This window comes from Desulfovibrio sp. TomC (genome assembly GCF_000801335.2).
Classification (GTDB): Bacteria; Desulfobacterota; Desulfovibrionia; order Desulfovibrionales; family Desulfovibrionaceae; genus Solidesulfovibrio.
Genome location: NZ_JSEH01000001.1, coordinates 1 through 16,367, shown reverse-complemented (window position 1 = coordinate 16,367; position 16,367 = coordinate 1). Strand labels below are relative to the sequence as shown.

The following is a 16,367-nucleotide window of genomic DNA, read 5'->3' as shown; positions in this document are numbered from 1 at the left end:
GAAATCTTCCAGACGTCGCCGTCTGGGAGGTCACGATCCGGCCCGGGCTTCCAGGCGTCCGGCCAGGGCTTCGAGAAAGCTTGCCAGCTTGGCGGATCCCTTGGGTCCGGGAGCGACGGCCCCATGCGCCAGGGGTGTGTTATGCGCGGCGGTTGTTGCTTGCGGGTCGGGGGCTGCGTCAGGCGACAAAGCTGCCTTCAATTCGACCAATTCCTCGCGTTCGGGACCGTTCGGGGCAACGGCCAGGAGATCTTCATAGATTTCCAGGGCTCCGGCGGTATCACCCTGCCCGGCCAGCACGGCAGCCATGGTTTTGGTTCGAACAGCCTGTTCCCGGGATTTGGCCGGCCGGCTGCGATTGCGTTCTCCCGGCGCTTCCGCTGCGTCGAGGATGTCGGCTAGGGCCAGTATTTCCCTGGCGCCGCGCAATTCAGGCCCGTCGGCCGGTTCCCTGTGTTCGCTTCGGGCGGGAATGGGCGTCTCGGGTTCTTCCGGCTCTTCTGACGGAACTCCCGGCGCAGCCAGGGGAACGACAGGCGCAGCCAGAATCGGTCTTTCAACGTGTTCTACGGGCATCGCCGCCGGAGCAGCTGGCGCTGCCGGCGCATCCGCAAGCGCTTCGTCTGCCTCGTTGCATTCAGACGGGCTCTCGGTCTGGCTAAGGCTTTTGAGCCCCCGTTCCATGACGTCGGCCCAGGTCAGGGTCTGGTCCTGGAAATAATGGGACAAAAAGAGCATGGCCAACGCAGGGTCTTTGGAACGGGTCGCAGCGGTTTTTGACCACAGAAGCCACACCGAAGGATACCGGGCGAGCATGGACCCGACATCGGCAAAGATCTCCCCGGCCTGCTCCTCCCTGCCCTGGCGGGTGAGCAGTTCGATAAGCAGAAATTTGGCTTCCAGATGGTCGGGGTGAAACCCAATGCCCCGGCACAGGACGGCAACAGCTTCGTCATGACGCCCCTCAGTCGCAAGCTGGCGGGCGAGCGGGAAAAAGGCCTTGGAATTCGGTTCGATCTCCAGGACTTCCCGGTATACTTCGATTTTACTGAGCATCGGCCCGCTTCCCTTCCTTGTCCCGGTCCGGCTCCTTGGCGGCTGGAGGGTCTTTTGGAAACTGGTAGAGAATCTCGTTTTCCTTGAGATAGTTCATCTGGGCCCGGGCCATCTTTTCGGTAAAGGCCTGATCCGTTTTAAGCCAGCGGATCTCCTGGCTGAGGTCCAGAGAACGGTCGTTGACAGATTCCAGACGCTGCTTGAGCTGCTCGTGGCGGGATTTGAGTTCGAGATAGGCAAAGATTCCGTTATCGCTCCATATCAGGTTATAGAGCAGAAAAACATTGAAAAAAATAAGTGCCGTCAGCAGGAACCGTCGCCATATCATGTCATTGCACGACGTATTTCTTCGGGCGTTTGGAATCGGACTGAGCCAGAGGCTCCCGCAATTCCCGGAGGAAATTCTCCGTAGCGGCCTCGATTCGCAGCACGTCTTGCTCCTCCACCTCAATGTCTTCGACATGGGACAGGAACATCTTGAGGACTTTGAAATCGCGCAACAGATAGTGTCCGAACTGGAGTCGCTCCAGATCCGGTTCCAGTTCCAAAATGGTGTGCAGGCAGTTCTCTATGCGGGCGGCGAGGTTGTCGTCGAGTCGTTGACCGGCCCACGCGCCCTTGCCCAGTCCCGGTCGGGCGGGGCGTACCCGGCGTCTGGCCAGCTTTGAGATGTTTTTGGCTTTCATATCGCCTTGTCGTAAAAGAGGTTACCTGGAGTCGGTCGCAGCATGTCCCCGGTTACCGGGCCGCTTTGTCCGACCACATCACTTTCTTGCCGAATCCATAAAAGTAATTGACGCCGGATACAAGGGTCAAAACCAGGGCCAGGTACAAAAGCGCGCTGCCAAGCGGCGCGGGATCAAAGCCCTGAATGGGGTAGTGCAGCAAAAGCGGGCAAAGGGCCATCATCTGCAAAATGGTCTTGAGCTTGCCGAAACGGTCGGCCGCAATCACCACGCCGTAATCAATAGCCACGGCCCGGAGCCCGGTCACGGCGATTTCCCGGCAGATAATGACGACCGCCACCCAGGCTTCCACCCAACCCAAATGCGTGAGCATAATCAGGGCTGCGCTGATAAGCAGCTTGTCGGCCAGGGGGTCAAGGAATTTGCCCAATGTGGTGACAAGGTTCTGGCGTCTGGCCACCACGCCGTCCACAATGTCGGTCACTGCAGCGGCCATGAAGACCAACATGGCGGCAAAACAAGCCCCCCTTCCCGGAAAATAGAGCAGGATCACGAGGATCGGCACAGCCCCGATACGGGCGAGGGTCAGGTTGTTGGCGAGATTGAACATGCGTGGCTAAGCCTTTCGGAGGTTTCCTGGCGCAGGCAGGCAATTAAAGCAATACCGGGCTGGCGTCAAAGCCTTATCCCCAGATCACGGCAACCGGCAGGCCGGGTTAGGGCCGAGGATAGGCCGCGGCCTCAAGGCTTGTGCTGCAGGCCAGGGCCACGGCCTTGGCCAAAGCCAAGAAGGCCTTGCGGGCCGGACTTTCGCCTTCAAGAAGCACCACCGGTCGGCCCAGATCGCCAGCCACCACGGTGGCCGGATCAAGCGGCACCGCGCCCAGGAAATCCAGGCCGTAGTCCCGGGCCATGGCTTCGCCGCCGCCCTTTTTAAACAACGCGATCTCTTTATGACAGTACGGACAGGCCAGGCCACTCATGTTTTCCACCACGCCGAGAATATTGGCATTGGCGTATTGCAGGAAATTGATGGTCTTGCGCACATCGGCCAGGGATATTTCCTGGGGCGTGGTGACGAGCAGGCACAGGGCGTCGGGTACGGTTTTAAGGACCGTCAGGTGTTCGTCCCCGGTGCCCGGCGGCGAATCGATGACCAGGTAGTCGAGTTCGCCCCAGTCCACATCGGCGATGAACTGGCGAATGGCGGTGGTTTTCATGGGTCCGCGCCACAGGACGGCCGAATCCGGGTCGGAAAGAAGCGATTGCATGGAGACCACAAGCAGGTTGTCGCCAAACCGCTTCGGCGCGATGGCCGCCTCGGCCCCGGCTCCCATAGCCCCGGTCAGCCCCAGCATGCGCGGCACGCTCGGGCCATGCAGATCGACGTCAAGCAGCCCAACCCTGGCTCCGTCAGCGGCCAGCGCACAGGCCACATTGACGGCCACCGAGCTTTTTCCCACCCCGCCTTTGCCGCTCATGACCACAAGTTTGTAGCGAATGCGCTCAAGCGTCTCCCCGATGCGCGCATCGCGAACATCGGGTTTGCGGGCCGCTTCGGGAGTCGCTCCCCGGCCTGGACAGGTGCGGCAGGAATCGGATTGCGCCATAATAAAAGCCTGTTCCTTTGGGCCTACCAGCCATGGGCGCCGACAAGGTCAACAAACATGACCCCGCCGAGTTCGCGCACAATGACGCGACCGTTTTCCCGACGGACCAGACACAGCGTCTGGCTGCGCCGGGAGGCGCCCACGGGGATGACCATACGCCCTGTTTCGGACAACTGTCCCACCAGCGGAGCAGGAATCCTGGGACCGCCGGCCGCAACCAGGATGCGGTCAAAAGGGGCCTCCTCTGGCCAGCCCAGTGTCCCGTCGTCGAGTTTAAGGCGCACCCGGCGGTAGCGCAAGGCATCCAATCGGGCCCGGGCCAGTTCGTAGAGCGGTTTGACCCGCTCAACCGTGAACACGTCCGCCCCGAGTTCGGCCAGCACAGCGGCCTGATAGCCGGAACCAGTCCCGATCTCCAGGACCTTGTGCCCCGGGGCCACTCCAAGCAGCTCCGTCATCCAGGCTACGACATACGGCTGGGAAATAGTCTGGCCATGGCCGATGGGCAGCGGATGGTCCTCGTAGGCCTGGGGAATGAGCGCCTCTTCCACGAACAGATGCCGGGGCACCTTGCGCATGGCCCGCAGTACGTCGGGATGGCTTACTCCCCGGGCCTCGATCTGGTCGCGGACCATGCGTTCGCGACTGCGCCGCAAATCCGTCTTCTGCCCCGATCCGTTCATCTGCGCCCTTTGCGGCAAGTTCTCAAAAAGTCCTGCACGCTTGCTCGATCCTACCTGGAAAACAGAATTTTCGCTTCAAGTCAACGCCTTGCGCCTTGACAGGTCAACCGGCCCAATGGGAACTTTGGGGGACAAAAGGAGGCTCCCATGCTGACCACCCGCGACCTGATGACCGAAGACCTCATTGCGCTTCGCCTTGACGACAGCCTGCTTGTCGCCAAGCAGACCATGGAAGACGCCCGCATCCGCCATCTGCCCATTGTCGACGCTGCCGGCGCGTTTGTGGGCCTGCTCACCCATCGCGACCTGCTGGCCGCTTCCGTGTCCCGCCTGGCCGACATTGACGCCCAGACCCAGGAAGACATCTATGCCGGCATTCCTTTAAGCGAGGTCATGCGCTCCGACGTGGCCATGGCCACCCCGGAGTTGCCCCTGCGCCAGGCGGCCGAAGTGCTGCTCACCCAGAAATACGGCTGCCTGCCCGTGGTCGAGTGCGGCAAATTGGTCGGCATTCTCACGGCCTCCGACTTTATTCGCCTGAGCCTTGAACTTATGGACGCCCTGGAAGCTTCCGAGCGTCTCGACTGCGCCGACGAAGACGAATAACCGCCTGATGCACTTGGAAAGGCGCACACAGGCTGGCTGCCCGTCTTTTGAGCGACAACGCTTTTTGTCAAAAGACTATTGACTTCCGGCTTGTGAAATTTTACGCTTTTCTACTGAATTACGGCGGCGGGGCAGTAGCCTGAGGAGCCGCCTGTGGATTCGCAGCGGCAAGGTCACTTTCACCGTTTTCTGGAGCTCAAGGAGGGAGTTGGATGCGTTCCAAGGTCATGCTTTCCGGGTTGATTGTTATGGTATGCAGCTTGGCCATGGCCACGGCGGCTTTTTGCGAGGGCGGCAAGTTTAGCAAAATCGTGGAAGCCAAGTCCACGCTGTGCTACCCCCTCGAACTCACGTTCAAGCGCCCGTCCGGGGTGCTCAAAACCAGTTTTGCCCCGGTCAAGTTTTCCCATGGGCAACATGCGTCCGTAGCCTGCGTCACCTGCCACCACATGTGGGACGGCAAGGGTGAAGTTCAGGGCTGCGCCGAAGAAGGCTGCCACGACAATCTGAAGGATCGCCAGGAAGCGACGTCTTACTTCCGCGCCTTCCACGACAAGAATGCCGAGAACAGCTGCCTGGGCTGCCACATGAAGGCCAATGTGGTCCGCAAGGAAAAGGGCCAGAAGCCCCTTTCCGTGGCCCCCTGCTCCAACAATGGCTGCCACGTGGCCGCGAAATAACCACGGGTACGCAGGACGCCGCCTTTGAAAACGCCCCCGCCCTGTGCGGGGGCGTTTTTTTATGGGCGACGCCGAAGGACGGACCACCAGCCGAAACAGGAGCCCGGCGCACCCGGCCCCCTGCCCACGGAGCGCCCCATGAAGAAGCCCTCCCCGGTCATCGACATTTCCCTGCCCCTGTCTCCGGAAACGCCGGCCGTGCCCGGGGACCCGCCTTTTGTCCGCCGTCTGTTTTTGTCCCAGGCAACCGACGGGTGCGAGGCGGCGGCTTTGCGCTTCAGCGCCCACAGCGCCGCCCACATCGATTTTCCGGCCCATTTCCTGCCCGGCGGCAAACGGGTCGGCGACTACCCGGTTGCCGCCTTTTTCCTGCCGGCCGTGGTCATCGACTGCGGCGAGACCATGCGCCTTGGCCCGGACGTGCTGGCCGGCGCGGCCGTCGCTGCGGGCGAGGCCGTGCTGTTTAAAACCGTCAATTCCCGCTTGCGCTGCTTTGCCGGCCCGGATTTCCCTGGCGACTTCGCCGCCGCCACCCCGGAACTGGCCCGAGAACTCGTAGCCCGCAACATCGGACTCGTTGGCATCGACGCCATGAGCATCGAACCCCTCGACGATCCAGCCTACCCGGTCCATCAGCTGCTGCTGGCCGCCGGCATTCTCATCCTGGAGGGACTTACCCTCGCCACGGCCCGGCCAGGACGCTACCGGCTGGTCTGTCTGCCCCTGGCCATGGCCGACGCCGAAGCCTCGCCAGTCCGGGCCGTCTTGCTCGACGAGGCCGGCGAGCCGGCCGACTAAACGCATCCCCTATTCAATACAGATAATGTCGTAGTCCTGACCTGTCAGACACCTGCCACCCTCGGCCGTCACCTCAAAGGTGTTTTCCACGCCCACCATGCCGACCTCCGGGATGCCGTACTTGGGCTCCAGGGCCAGCGTCATGCCGGCGGCCAGCGGGACGTCAAAGCCCTTGGCCAGGACCGGCCAACCGTCGATGGCCAGTCCGATGCCGTGGCCCAGAAAGCGGACCTGATTGTCGCCCAGCCCCATGAAGCCTTCGGACAGGCCGGCCGCTTCGGCCATGGACAGGGCCAGGGCGTAGAGTTCGGAGGGAATTGCGCCGGGAACCAACCGCGTGGCCACGGCCTGCTGCACGGCCACGCACAGCTCATGGCCGCGTCTGGCGGCATCGGGCAAATCGGCTGCCTTGCCGGCGAAATAGACCTGCGTCTTGTCCGTGCTGTAGCCTTCCAGAGAGAAACCGTTGTCGATGGTCAGCACCTGCCCCTTTTTCCAGACCGTGCCGGCGTAGCCGGAAAACGGCAGGGCCGGATGTTCGCCGCGAAGGCCGACCGGGCCGTTGAACACACTTGGGTAGTTGGCCGAATCCCCGACCGCGATGTGGCCGAGGAAGATTTCCTCTCCATAACTGCCCATGCGCAACTGGCCCTGATGCCCAAGCTCGAAAAAGGCGTCCCAGCACTGCCGGGCGATCTCCCGCTCGGTCAGGCCCGGCCGGATACGCTGCGGCACAAGCTCGGCCAGCCCCCGGGCATGGCGCGCGCCACACAACCGCATCTTGGCCAGTTCCCACTCCGACTTATAGGCCTGGGCCATGGCCAGGGCGGCGTCGCCGGACGTAAAGACGGTGTCCGGCAGCCGGGATGTAAGCAGCGAGGCCAGATTCCAGGGCAACCCGGCCTGCTCGGCGGCGCAGGTGGGCGTGAGCGCACTGCCGGCCTCGCGGCAAAGGGGGACAATATCGCTAAAGGAACGAAAACCCACAATGGTCGGCAAGGGCGATTCCAGGGCCGCCCGCTCCCGCCCCTTGCGGCACAACAGCACCGGTTCGCCGGTAAGCGGCAGCCACAGGATGCCGTTGGCCCAGGAACCGGTCAGATAATAGAGCGCCAGCCGTGAAAAGACGAGCAATCCGCCGGCTTCGGGGGCAGTCTTGGCCAACAGGGCGCGTACGGATTCCTGGCGACTGCGCATTTCCGACTCGGGCAGACGTTCGAGAGCTTCAAACATGGGGTACTCCGGTTGAGGTTGCTTTCTCTGGCCGCGGCAGGCATAGCGGCCGTCCAAGGGCGGCACGGCCGACTTTGCCGACAGTGCCAAAGCCGAGCCAACCCGTCCTCCGGAAAGGAAATTCGACCATGCCAAGCAGCAGCCGCGAGATGTCCTGGGCAGCCTTTTTCGCCCTTGTCGGGGCGACCATTTTATGGGGCAGCTCGTTTATCGCCATGAAGATCGCCATGCGCGAAGTCTCGCCGCTGCTGGTTGTTTTTTCCCGCATGGCCGTGGCCTCGGTGGTCTTCGGACTGCTGTGGCGGCGCATGGGCGGGCTGGCCGCCGGTCGGGGCGACTGGAAATGGATCGCCTTCATGGCTTTTTGCGAGCCATGCCTGTATTTCATTTTCGAATCCCAGGCTCTGACCTATACGCAGGCCTCCCAGGCGGGAATGATCACGGCCCTGTTGCCGGTGATGACGGCCGTGGCCGCTGCCCTGTTTCTTAAAGAAAAACTTGAACAACGGACCATGGCCGGCCTGCTCCTGGCCGTGGCCGGCGTGGCCGTCATGAGTGTCACGGGCGAGGACACCCCGGCCGCACCGCGCCCCATCCTGGGGAATTTCCTGGAGTTTGTGGCCATGTGCTGTGCTGTTGGGTACATCATCACCTGCAAGCGTCTGGCCGTGCGCCACAAGCCGCTCTACCTTACGGCGGCCCAGAGCTTTATGGGCATGCTTTTTTTCTCGCCGGCCCTGGTCATTGCGCCGTTCCCTGAACGCCTGACCCTCGGGCCGGTTCTGGCCATCGTCTTTCTGGGACTCGGGGTCACCTTCGTGGCCTACGGGCTGTACAACTATGGCGTCAGCCGCGCCCCGGCAGCCAAGGCGGCTGCCTTTATCAATCTCATCCCGGTGGTCACCTGCCTGCTGTCGCGCGTTCTCCTCGACGAGACCCTGACCCCGGGGCAATGGCTCGGAGGCGCGACAACCCTTGTCGGCGTGGCCCTAAGCGCCCGGCCGGCCAAACGGGTTCAGGCCTCGCGCCGGGAATAGTCCATATTGCGCCGGACCGGCTCAAATCCGGCTTTGACCACCAGCCGACGCAATTCGTCCTCTTCCATGGAAAAACGCACGCCGGCAGCGGCCACCACGTTTTCTTCGATCATGGTCGAGCCGAAGTCGTTGGCCCCAAAATAAAGCGCCATCTGCCCCACCATCGGCCCCTGGGTGACCCAGGAGGCCTGGATATTGGGAATATTGTCCAGAAACAGCCGCGACAGGGCCAGCATCCGCAGATACTCCCAGGACGAGGCCTCGGGCACGCGAAGCGCCGTATTGCCGGGTTGAAAAGTCCAGGGAATGAAGGCAGTAAATCCCCCGGTCTTATCCTGGAGATCGCGCAATCGGGAGAGATGCTCCAGGCGGTGTTCGATGGTCTCCCCCAGGCCGATGACCATGGTGGCCGTGCTGCGAAGCCCCAAGGCGTGGGCCGTGGCCATGACCTCGATCCACTCGTCGGCCGGGCACTTGTTGGGCGAGACATGGCTGCGGATGGGGTCGGACAGAATTTCCGCGCCGCCGCCGGGCAACGAGGCCAGTCCGGAAGCCTTGAGTTCGGTCAGGACCTCGGCTATGGACAGCCCTTCCATTTTGGCCAGGAAGACAATCTCCGGCGGGGAAAACCCGTGTACGGCCACGCCCGGAAAGCCGGCCCGCAGCGTCGAGAGCATCCCGGTATAAAAATCGAGATGCAGATCCGGGTGCATCCCGCCCTGGAGCAGGATCTGATAACCGCCGAGCTCCACGGTCTCGGCCACCTTGGCGGCCAGTTCCTGCGGGGCGAGCACATAGCCGCCGGGCTGTCCCGGGGCCTTGAAAAAGGCGCAGAACCGACAGCCGCAGGCGCAGACATTGGTATAATTGATATTGCGGTCAACGATATAGGTGACCACCGGTTCGGGATGCAGGGCGAGTCGGGCGGCGTGGGCCTTTTTCCCCAGGGAAAAAACGTCCTCGACCTCCCACAGGGCGCGGGCCTCATCCACCCGCAAACGGCGTATGGCGCGATCTGGCATTGTGCTATTGACCTCCAGGCAGGGATGCCGCCACGGCGATACACTTTTTTGCCGCAAACGAAAACCACCCGGGAACTATGCTCTACGCTGACGCCACGCTGAAAGAACTGCTTGTCCCAGGCAAAACCATTGCCCTGGTCGGGGCCAAAGACCGCCCCGGCACCGAGGTCGACATGGTTGGCCGTTTCATGATCGACGCCGGTTTCCGCGTCCTGCCCGTGCATCCGGCCCGGACCACGGTCTGGGGCATTGCCGCCCGCAAGACCCTGGCGGATATTGACGAACCCATCGACATCGTCAACCTGTTTCGCGCCCCGGCCAGCTGCCCGGCCCATGCCGCTGAAGTGCTGGCCCTTCCCCGACTGCCGGCCTGCTTTTGGATGCAGTCCGGCATTGCCAGTCCCGAGGCCCGTCAAGTCCTGGCCCCGGCCGGAGTCTGCGTGGTGGAAGATCGTTGCATCATGGTTGAATACCGTCGTCTTTGGGGATAGGGTGTGGAAATGCCGTCTGTCATTGCTTTTACCTGTCAACGCTGCGGCCACTGCTGTGAAGGAGTGGGCGGCATTGTTCTGTCCGCTTTTGATCTCGAACGCCTGGGCAGCCATCTGAAACTTGACCGCAACGCGCTGCTCGAACGCTTTACCGAGCATGTCGGCGGCCGGCATCGACTGGTGACCGGCACGGACGACTCCTGCATCTTTTACGCTGCTGGCTGCATGGTGCATCAGGCCCGCCCCGACGTCTGTCGGGCTTGGCCGTATTTTCGCGGCAATATTATTGACGCCGACAGCCACGCCATGGCAGCCGAAGATTGTCCCGGCATCAATCAGCAGGCCTCGCACGCCGAATTTGCCCGCCAGGGCCGGGACTACCTCATGGCCCATAAATTGTGCCGCTCCCGGGGCGAGGACGTGCCCGAGGCCCTGGTGATCGACTGTATTCCGGACACCCCAGAGGAAGCGGAGCATGGCCGGCCCGGATTCGATGCGTCTTGACCAGGCGCGCTCGCTGCTCGGGGTCTCTCCCGGCGACGGCATTGAGGCCGTCAAATCCGCCTATCGTAAGCTCGCCTTCAAGCTCCACCCGGACCTGCATCCTGATGATCCCGCCGCCAAACGCAAGTTCCAGCGGTTAAACGAAGCCTATCTCCTCCTGCGCCATTATCTTGCCGACCGGGACGACCGCGGCCCCGGTCCGGCGGAGGGAGAGCAATCCCGGACCACCGGCCCCAGGCAGCCCCAGGGTCCTGACGAGCAGGCCAAGGCCCGGACCAGCCGCCCCGGCCCGCCGCCACCTCCTCCGGGTCCCGAACCCGGCGCGGCCCACACCCAGCAAAAAGCCAAGCAGGCCTATAACAAGGCCTCCAAGGATAATGCCGACGCCGGGTTCTATTTCCGCCGCGAGGAGGTGCTCCAGGATCTGCTCAAGGACCCCTTTGCCCGGCAGGTCTTCGAAGACATCTACCGGCAGGTGAAAAATGGTCCGAAGCGACAGCAGAAGGTGGCGGCCAAAGGGGCGCGCAACGTCTCGTTCAGCTGGGGCGATAAAGCTGTATCTCTCGATATGTCCAAGGGATTCATTGGATCTCTCAAGGACTACTTTAGAAAACAGCTCGACGATGAACAGACCGTCCGCCTGCCAAGCAGCAGCCTGCTCCCAGGAACGCGCATCCGCGTGGGCATCCGCCATGGCCTGGGCAACGCCAAACCTACCATGGTGGAAGTGACCCTGCCCCCGGATTTCGTCGTGGGACGCCCCATCCGGCTCAAAGGCATGGGCCGGCGTATCGGCCCCATGCGCGGGGATTTGTACCTGCGCCTCCTGGCCAAATAGCCGTCACCACCACTCCAAGGAGGCTCCCCATGTGCTCCATTGCCATCCGCATCATACTGGTCTGCGCCTTGGCCGCCTGCCTGTTGCCAACCTTGGGGATTGCTGCCGAATCCCCGCTGCGCGGCGGACCCTGCCGCTACGACGTCTTTCCCGGCGCCGCCGCCATCATTTCCGTGGCCCCCTGGCAGCCGGCCTCGCCGACCGAAGGCATTCCCACCCCCTATCCGCCCCTGACCGTCACCTACCGGTTCACCCCCGATGCCCCCATCGTCGGCGAACCACTCTATACGCCCGACAAGCTTTTTACCCTGACCCTGATCAACAGTATGCCGCCCGGGCCGAAATTCATCGCCAAATACGGCATCGCTCCAGGCAACGTCGTGCCCTGCCAACTCCACATCATCCGCCAGGGAACCTGTACGCCCGTGGTCCACGTCTTTCCCGGCATCGACCTCACCGACTATTTCGAGCTGACCGGCCGGTAGATGGTAGGGCGAAAATAGCGTGAAGATGCTCCGGCGGCCAAAGAGACTGACACCCTTTGGAATCCCATCTATGGGAGGTTGGATTTGACAGGGTGCGTTACCGCAGCGACAAGCGCAAGGAGCGCCAAAAAACAAGAAGAAGCCATGGAGTGTGGCCGTCCACTTTTTTGTTTAAATTGTTAAAATAGCCCGTTCCGCGTTACGATACCCCTCGCTGCTGCAGGGCTTACCCTGTCCGGCAGTCCCAAATGCAACGCGAGCGTCGTCGCCGGCAAGGGAGGCCTTATGCGGGTCACAGGCGGATACGGCGGCAGCGGCCAGCCTTCAGACGGCGGCAAGGACCGCTCCGATCCCCAGGCTTTCCGGCGCGGCCGGCGGGTGGGGCAAATCGTTCGCGGCCGGCTCGTCTCGCCAGGGCCGCGCGGACTGTTTTGGGTGGTGGTGGCCGGGCACAAACTGCTGGCCGCCTTGGACCACGAGCCTGTCCCGGGCCGGGAACTGGTCTTTCGCATCGAAGGCCTGGACCCAGATCTCATCCTGCGCGACATCACCCCGCCGCCGTCGGCGGCCGACGATCCGGTGTTGTTGCTGGCCGCCCTGACCGAGGCCCGGTCAAAATTCGAAGCCCTGCTCCATCGCTTGCCGCCAGCCGATGCGCCCCTCTTCGTCTTTCAACCCGAGGCTTCTCCCAACCTTTCTTCCGGACAGGTTGCCGGCGTGTCTGATGCGGCATTTACCTGTCAGCCGGCCGGCGTCCCTGACGGGACAACTCCCGCCGCACCTGCCGGCGCGTCAGCCGGCCCCCTTGCCGGCCCTGCCTCCGGCCCGGTCCTGGACCTGACCCTGGCCCGGACGCGCTTTACAGCCTTTTGCCAGAACGACGCCGAGGCCGGGCAGGCTCTGGCCCGGGTCCGGGAGCTGGTCCGCCTCGCCGGACTGGTCATTCCCCGGACCCAGGGCCGGCCACTGTACACGCCCTGGATGTATCCGGGCCTTAGCCAGTCTGAAGTCCTGACCCTGCGCACCGGCAGCAAAACTTGGTCCCTTCGCCTATTTGGCCGGTTGCCAAACGCCGGGCGCATTGCCGCAGTGCTGACCCTGGACGGCTCCAAAGCCGGCTATCGCCTCATGCTGGAAAATCCAGGCATGGCCGATGCCGTTATCGCTACGCTTGCCCAGGTGCGATTTGGCCGACGGGAGCTGGCCCCGGTCTGCCTCTTTGCCGGCGGGCTCCCGGCCGAGGCGGCCTCGGGATTCTGGGCCAGGATTTTGGCCGGCGCGGCCCGGCCCTTTACGGGGCTGCGGCTTCGGGTATAAATATGGGGACCGGCGCTCTTGGCCGGATCGACCACACCCGGAGCGTTCCCTCATGGCGTACAAGGATTTGCAGGAATTTTTGCGGCTTCTGGAGAAGAAAGGCGAACTCAAACGCATCAAGCCGACGCTTGACCCGTATCTGGAGATCGCCGAGGTCACCGACCGCGTCTCCAAGGCCGTGGGACCGGCCCTTTTCTTTGAAAATCCCAAAGGATCGCGGTTTCCGGTAGTGACCAACGCCTTCGGGTCCTTTGACCGCATCCATCTGGCCCTGGAGTGCGCCGACCTGGACGCCCTGGGCCAACGCATCGACGACATCCTGGAGATGGAAAAGCCCCACGGGCTCATCGAAAAGCTCAAGCTGTTGCCGAAACTGGCCAAGATGGCCGGTATTTTTCCCAAAACAGTGGACAGCGCCCCTTGCCAGGATGTGGTCCTGACCGGCGACGACGTGGATCTGTCCATCCTGCCGGTGCTGACCACCTGGCCCGGCGACGCCGGACCGTTTATCACCTTCCCCGTGGTGGTGACCAAAGACCCGGAGTCCGGCAAACGCAACGTCGGCATGTACCGGATGCAGGTCTTTGATAAAAACACCACCGGCATGCACTGGCATCGCCACAAAGGCAGCGCCGCCCACTACTATCTGGCCGAAAAGCGTGGCGAACGCCTGCCCGTGGCCGTGGCCATCGGCCCTGACCCGGCCTGCACCTATGCCGCCACCGCCCCGCTGCCCGACGACATCGATGAATTTCTGTTCGCCGGGTTCCTGCGCCAGAAGGCCGTGGAGCTGGTGCAGTGCAAGACCGTGGATTTACAGGTGCCGGCTAACAGCCAGTTCGTCCTGGAAGGGTATGTCGAGCCGGGCGAGCGCCGCCGCGAAGGCCCCTTTGGCGACCACACCGGCTATTATTCCCTGGCCGACGATTACCCGGTCTTTCACGTGACCGCCATCACCCACCGCAAGGACGCCGTCTATCCGGCCACCCTGGTCGGCCCGCCGCCCATGGAAGACACCTACATGGGCAAGGCCACTGAACGCCTGTTTTTGCCGCTTATCAAAAAGCAGTTGCCGGAAATCGTGGACCTGAGCCTGCCGGTCGAAGGCGTGTTCCACAACTTCTGTTTTGTCTCCATTGACAAGCGCTACCCGGGCCAGACGCGCAAGATCATGTACGCTATCTGGGGCCTGGGCCAGATGATGTTCACCAAGATCATCGTGGTGGTGGATGCCGGGGTCAACGTGCAAAACACGGCCGAGGTGCTGTGGCGCGTCGGCAATAACGTCGACCCCCGGCGCGACGTCATCATCGTGGACGGACCGCTCGACGCCCTGGACCATGCCGCGCCCATGCCCTGCTTCGGCGGCAAGATGGGCATCGACGCCACCAAGAAGGGGCCGGAGGAAGGCCACATGCGCGGCTGGCCGGATTCGCTCGCCATGGACGAGACCACCAAGGCCCGCATCGACGCTCTGTGGGGCGAGTTGGGGTTGTAGGTGTAATTGTATTTGTTAAGAATGCCTCCGGCGGCCAAAGGGCAGTGCCCTTTGGAAACCCACCTGGAGTTTCGTCTGATTGAACCGGGGACACTGCCAAGTCGACGGGCGGAAGTTACGCAAAAAAAGACGGAAAGGGACCGAGGCCCTGACAGTGGGTGCTCACGCTTGACGGGAGCCATCAATACTTTGACGTCCGGGAGGGGGGACCCTCTCCCGGATACTCCTGACAGGGGGAGATGGGGATGGGCATGGAGAGTGAAAAGCCTCGGTGTCCGTGGTGCGGCGAGTTGCCGCTCTATATGCGCTATCATGATGAGGAATGGGGCGTACCGCTCCATGACGACCGGGCGCTTTTTGAACTGCTCCTCCTTGAAGGGGCGCAGGCCGGATTGTCGTGGCTCACAGTGCTCAAGCGCCGCGAGGGCTACCGCCTTGCCTACGACGGCTTTGATCCGGCCTGCGTGGCCGCCTATGACGACGCCAAAATGGCCGAACTGGTCGCTGACGCCCGCATTATCCGCAACCGGGCCAAAGTTGCGGCCTCGGTCAAAAATGCCCAGGCCTTTCTGGCCGTCAAAGACGCCTTTGGCTCCTTTGACGCCTATCTGTGGCGCTTTGTGGACGGAACGCCCGTGGTCGGCGGCTGGGACGCCATCGGGCAGGTTCCGGCGGTCACGCCGCTGGCCGAAACCGTCAGCCGCGACCTCAAGGCCCGGGGCTTCGGCTTTGTCGGCCCCACCATCGTGTACGCCTTCCTGCAGGCCGCCGGACTCGTCAACGACCACCTGCGCGACTGCTTCCGGTTCCGGGAGCTGGCCGGAGAGGCCTGATGCAGTCGGGGCCACTTTCCCGGCCGCCCATCTATACCATCGGGCACAGCGGCCATGAACGGGCCACGTTTTTAAGCCTGCTGGCCCGCCAAGGCGTCAATATGGTCATCGACGTGCGCTCCCACCCGGTTTCCCGCTATATGCCGCAGTTTTCCAAGGACGCGCTGGCTGCATCCCTCGGGTTGTGGGGCGTTTCCTACCTGTATCTGGGGCGGGAGCTTGGCGGGCTGGGCCGGGGGGAGCCCATTGCCGCCGCCGTCTCGTTTTCCCGGGGTATCGACCGGGTCATGGACTGCTGGCGTCAAGCCTGGCGGCTGGTTCTGCTGTGCGCCGAGGAAGACCCCAGACGCTGCCACCGGGCCGGGCGCATCGCACCAGAGTTGCTTGCCCGAGGAGCCAGGGTGGTGCATATCCGGGGCGACGGCCGGCTTGAGCCCCATACTCCGGCCTGGAACGATTTCGCCATGGCCTGCATCCTTGGCGACAGGAATCCGCAATGAGGTGTCCTGCACCACCTGCCGAAGAAGCAAGCTGACGACACGACAGGCGGTTGCCGGCTTCTGCCGCCGCCGGGCCTGCCCTTTAACAGAGCCCAATAAACATGTCCTGGGGCTGCCGGGCGTGCCCCCCCTGCCTGGGAGTCCACGCCGGCTCAGACCGGGCTGGAAGAAACAGCAAGGAGAAGTATTGTGACCAGTGCGTGGGTGACGGTTTCAAGCTTTATCGCGCCGCTCCAGACGGAAGCGGATTTCGAGGCCATCGTGGCGGCCGACGTGGACCGCTGGCATGAGGCCGCCCGGGAGGCTGGGTTGGACGGAGAGAGCCATGTGCGGATTTCTCGCCAGGACGGCGAAGTGGCTGTGGAAATAAGCCCGGAGCTGGATGCGGCCTTTACCCCGGTGCAGACGTTGTGGCGAGCCGATTGAACTGAGCAGCCCGCCCCAAGCACCCCTTAAAAACTTCTCCCGTTGAGGGGTCCGGGGGGATCAT

The 16,367-nt window shown here is 62.9% G+C and carries 21 protein-coding genes; 13 read left to right on the top strand and 8 right to left on the bottom strand.

Going from position 1 to position 16,367, the window contains the following annotated elements:
• Positions 1 to 30: 30 nt before the first annotated feature.
• The 6 genes from NY78_RS00105 to NY78_RS00080 form a co-directional block, all read right to left on the bottom strand.
• Positions 31 to 1,056, bottom strand: coding sequence for a tetratricopeptide repeat protein (locus NY78_RS00105; protein ID WP_043630299.1), 1,026 nt, complete (start codon positions 1,054 to 1,056; stop codon positions 31 to 33).
• Positions 1,046 to 1,384, bottom strand: coding sequence for an FtsB family cell division protein (locus NY78_RS00100; RefSeq protein WP_043630297.1), 339 nt, complete (start codon positions 1,382 to 1,384; stop codon positions 1,046 to 1,048). Before NY78_RS00100 ends, NY78_RS00105 begins: the two co-directional genes overlap by 11 nt.
• 1 nt (position 1,385) lies before the next feature.
• A complete protein-coding gene (locus NY78_RS00095) occupies positions 1,386 to 1,742 on the bottom strand; it encodes a hypothetical protein (RefSeq protein ID WP_043630294.1) in 357 nt (118 codons plus the stop codon).
• A 52-nt stretch (positions 1,743 to 1,794) separates the two neighbouring features.
• Positions 1,795 to 2,352 (bottom strand): CDP-diacylglycerol--glycerol-3-phosphate 3-phosphatidyltransferase, encoded by a 558-nt coding sequence (pgsA, locus tag NY78_RS00090; protein ID WP_043630292.1) that lies wholly within the window; start codon positions 2,350 to 2,352, stop codon positions 1,795 to 1,797.
• A gap of 106 nt (positions 2,353 to 2,458) precedes the next feature.
• Positions 2,459 to 3,352 (bottom strand): Mrp/NBP35 family ATP-binding protein, encoded by an 894-nt coding sequence (locus NY78_RS00085; RefSeq protein ID WP_043630290.1) that lies wholly within the window; start codon positions 3,350 to 3,352, stop codon positions 2,459 to 2,461.
• A gap of 23 nt (positions 3,353 to 3,375) precedes the next feature.
• Positions 3,376 to 4,035 carry a protein-L-isoaspartate(D-aspartate) O-methyltransferase gene (locus NY78_RS00080; protein WP_043630287.1) on the bottom strand — a complete coding sequence of 220 codons (660 nt, stop codon included), beginning with the start codon at positions 4,033 to 4,035 and terminating at the stop codon, positions 3,376 to 3,378.
• 147 nt (positions 4,036 to 4,182) lie between these two features.
• Here NY78_RS00080 and NY78_RS00075 point away from each other — a divergent pair, with 147 nt between their 5' ends.
• The 3 genes from NY78_RS00075 to NY78_RS00065 all read left to right on the top strand — a co-directional run bounded on the left by NY78_RS00075 (position 4,183) and on the right by NY78_RS00065 (position 6,119).
• Positions 4,183 to 4,641 carry a CBS domain-containing protein gene (locus tag NY78_RS00075; RefSeq protein WP_043630284.1) on the top strand — a complete coding sequence of 153 codons (459 nt, stop codon included), beginning with the start codon at positions 4,183 to 4,185 and terminating at the stop codon, positions 4,639 to 4,641.
• Positions 4,642 to 4,853: 212 nt separating this feature from the next.
• Positions 4,854 to 5,321 carry a cytochrome c3 family protein gene (locus NY78_RS00070; RefSeq protein ID WP_043630282.1) on the top strand — a complete coding sequence of 156 codons (468 nt, stop codon included), beginning with the start codon at positions 4,854 to 4,856 and terminating at the stop codon, positions 5,319 to 5,321.
• Between the two features lie 138 nt (positions 5,322 to 5,459).
• Positions 5,460 to 6,119: a cyclase family protein gene (locus NY78_RS00065; protein WP_043630279.1), complete on the top strand. Its 660-nt coding sequence runs from the start codon at positions 5,460 to 5,462 to the stop codon at positions 6,117 to 6,119.
• Between the two features lie 9 nt (positions 6,120 to 6,128).
• Here the strand turns inward: NY78_RS00065 and NY78_RS00060 are convergent, their stop codons facing one another.
• Complete coding sequence (locus NY78_RS00060) at positions 6,129 to 7,352, bottom strand: M24 family metallopeptidase (RefSeq protein WP_043630277.1); 1,224 nt, start codon at positions 7,350 to 7,352, stop codon at positions 6,129 to 6,131.
• A 128-nt stretch (positions 7,353 to 7,480) separates the two neighbouring features.
• On the opposite strand from NY78_RS00060, the gene NY78_RS00055 reads away from it, so the two are divergent.
• Positions 7,481 to 8,389 (top strand): DMT family transporter, encoded by a 909-nt coding sequence (locus NY78_RS00055; RefSeq protein ID WP_047959953.1) that lies wholly within the window; start codon positions 7,481 to 7,483, stop codon positions 8,387 to 8,389.
• Here NY78_RS00055 and mqnC read toward each other — a convergent pair.
• Positions 8,368 to 9,411, bottom strand: a complete 1,044-nt coding sequence (mqnC, locus tag NY78_RS00050; protein ID WP_043630274.1) for a cyclic dehypoxanthinyl futalosine synthase — start codon at positions 9,409 to 9,411, stop codon at positions 8,368 to 8,370. The two genes, NY78_RS00055 and mqnC, sit on opposite strands and share 22 nt — an antisense overlap.
• 77 nt (positions 9,412 to 9,488) lie before the next feature.
• Here mqnC and NY78_RS00045 point away from each other — a divergent pair, with 77 nt between their 5' ends.
• The 9 genes from NY78_RS00045 to NY78_RS00005 all read left to right on the top strand — a co-directional run bounded on the left by NY78_RS00045 (position 9,489) and on the right by NY78_RS00005 (position 16,303).
• Complete coding sequence (locus NY78_RS00045) at positions 9,489 to 9,902, top strand: CoA-binding protein (protein ID WP_043630272.1); 414 nt, start codon at positions 9,489 to 9,491, stop codon at positions 9,900 to 9,902.
• A 9-nt stretch (positions 9,903 to 9,911) separates the two neighbouring features.
• A complete protein-coding gene (locus tag NY78_RS00040; RefSeq protein WP_043630269.1) occupies positions 9,912 to 10,406 on the top strand; it encodes a YkgJ family cysteine cluster protein in 495 nt (164 codons plus the stop codon).
• Positions 10,378 to 11,244, top strand: a complete 867-nt coding sequence (locus NY78_RS00035; RefSeq protein ID WP_053062098.1) for a J domain-containing protein — start codon at positions 10,378 to 10,380, stop codon at positions 11,242 to 11,244. Before NY78_RS00040 ends, NY78_RS00035 begins: the two co-directional genes overlap by 29 nt.
• Before the next feature lie 29 nt (positions 11,245 to 11,273).
• The gene (locus NY78_RS00030) at positions 11,274 to 11,729 is read left to right on the top strand and encodes a hypothetical protein (protein WP_043630268.1); all 456 of its coding nucleotides are present in this window, start codon (positions 11,274 to 11,276) and stop codon (positions 11,727 to 11,729) included.
• 285 nt (positions 11,730 to 12,014) lie between these two features.
• Positions 12,015 to 13,046: a hypothetical protein gene (locus NY78_RS25360; RefSeq protein WP_043630264.1), complete on the top strand. Its 1,032-nt coding sequence runs from the start codon at positions 12,015 to 12,017 to the stop codon at positions 13,044 to 13,046.
• A gap of 52 nt (positions 13,047 to 13,098) precedes the next feature.
• The gene (locus NY78_RS00020) at positions 13,099 to 14,544 is read left to right on the top strand and encodes a menaquinone biosynthesis decarboxylase (RefSeq protein ID WP_043630262.1); all 1,446 of its coding nucleotides are present in this window, start codon (positions 13,099 to 13,101) and stop codon (positions 14,542 to 14,544) included.
• 245 nt (positions 14,545 to 14,789) lie between these two features.
• Positions 14,790 to 15,377, top strand: coding sequence for a DNA-3-methyladenine glycosylase I (locus NY78_RS00015; RefSeq protein WP_043630260.1), 588 nt, complete (start codon positions 14,790 to 14,792; stop codon positions 15,375 to 15,377).
• Complete coding sequence (locus tag NY78_RS00010; RefSeq protein WP_043630259.1) at positions 15,377 to 15,877, top strand: DUF488 domain-containing protein; 501 nt, start codon at positions 15,377 to 15,379, stop codon at positions 15,875 to 15,877. The genes NY78_RS00015 and NY78_RS00010 overlap by 1 nt, the downstream gene beginning before the upstream one ends.
• 189 nt (positions 15,878 to 16,066) lie before the next feature.
• Positions 16,067 to 16,303, top strand: a complete 237-nt coding sequence (locus tag NY78_RS00005) for a hypothetical protein (protein ID WP_043630257.1) — start codon at positions 16,067 to 16,069, stop codon at positions 16,301 to 16,303.
• Positions 16,304 to 16,367: the final 64 nt, after the last annotated feature.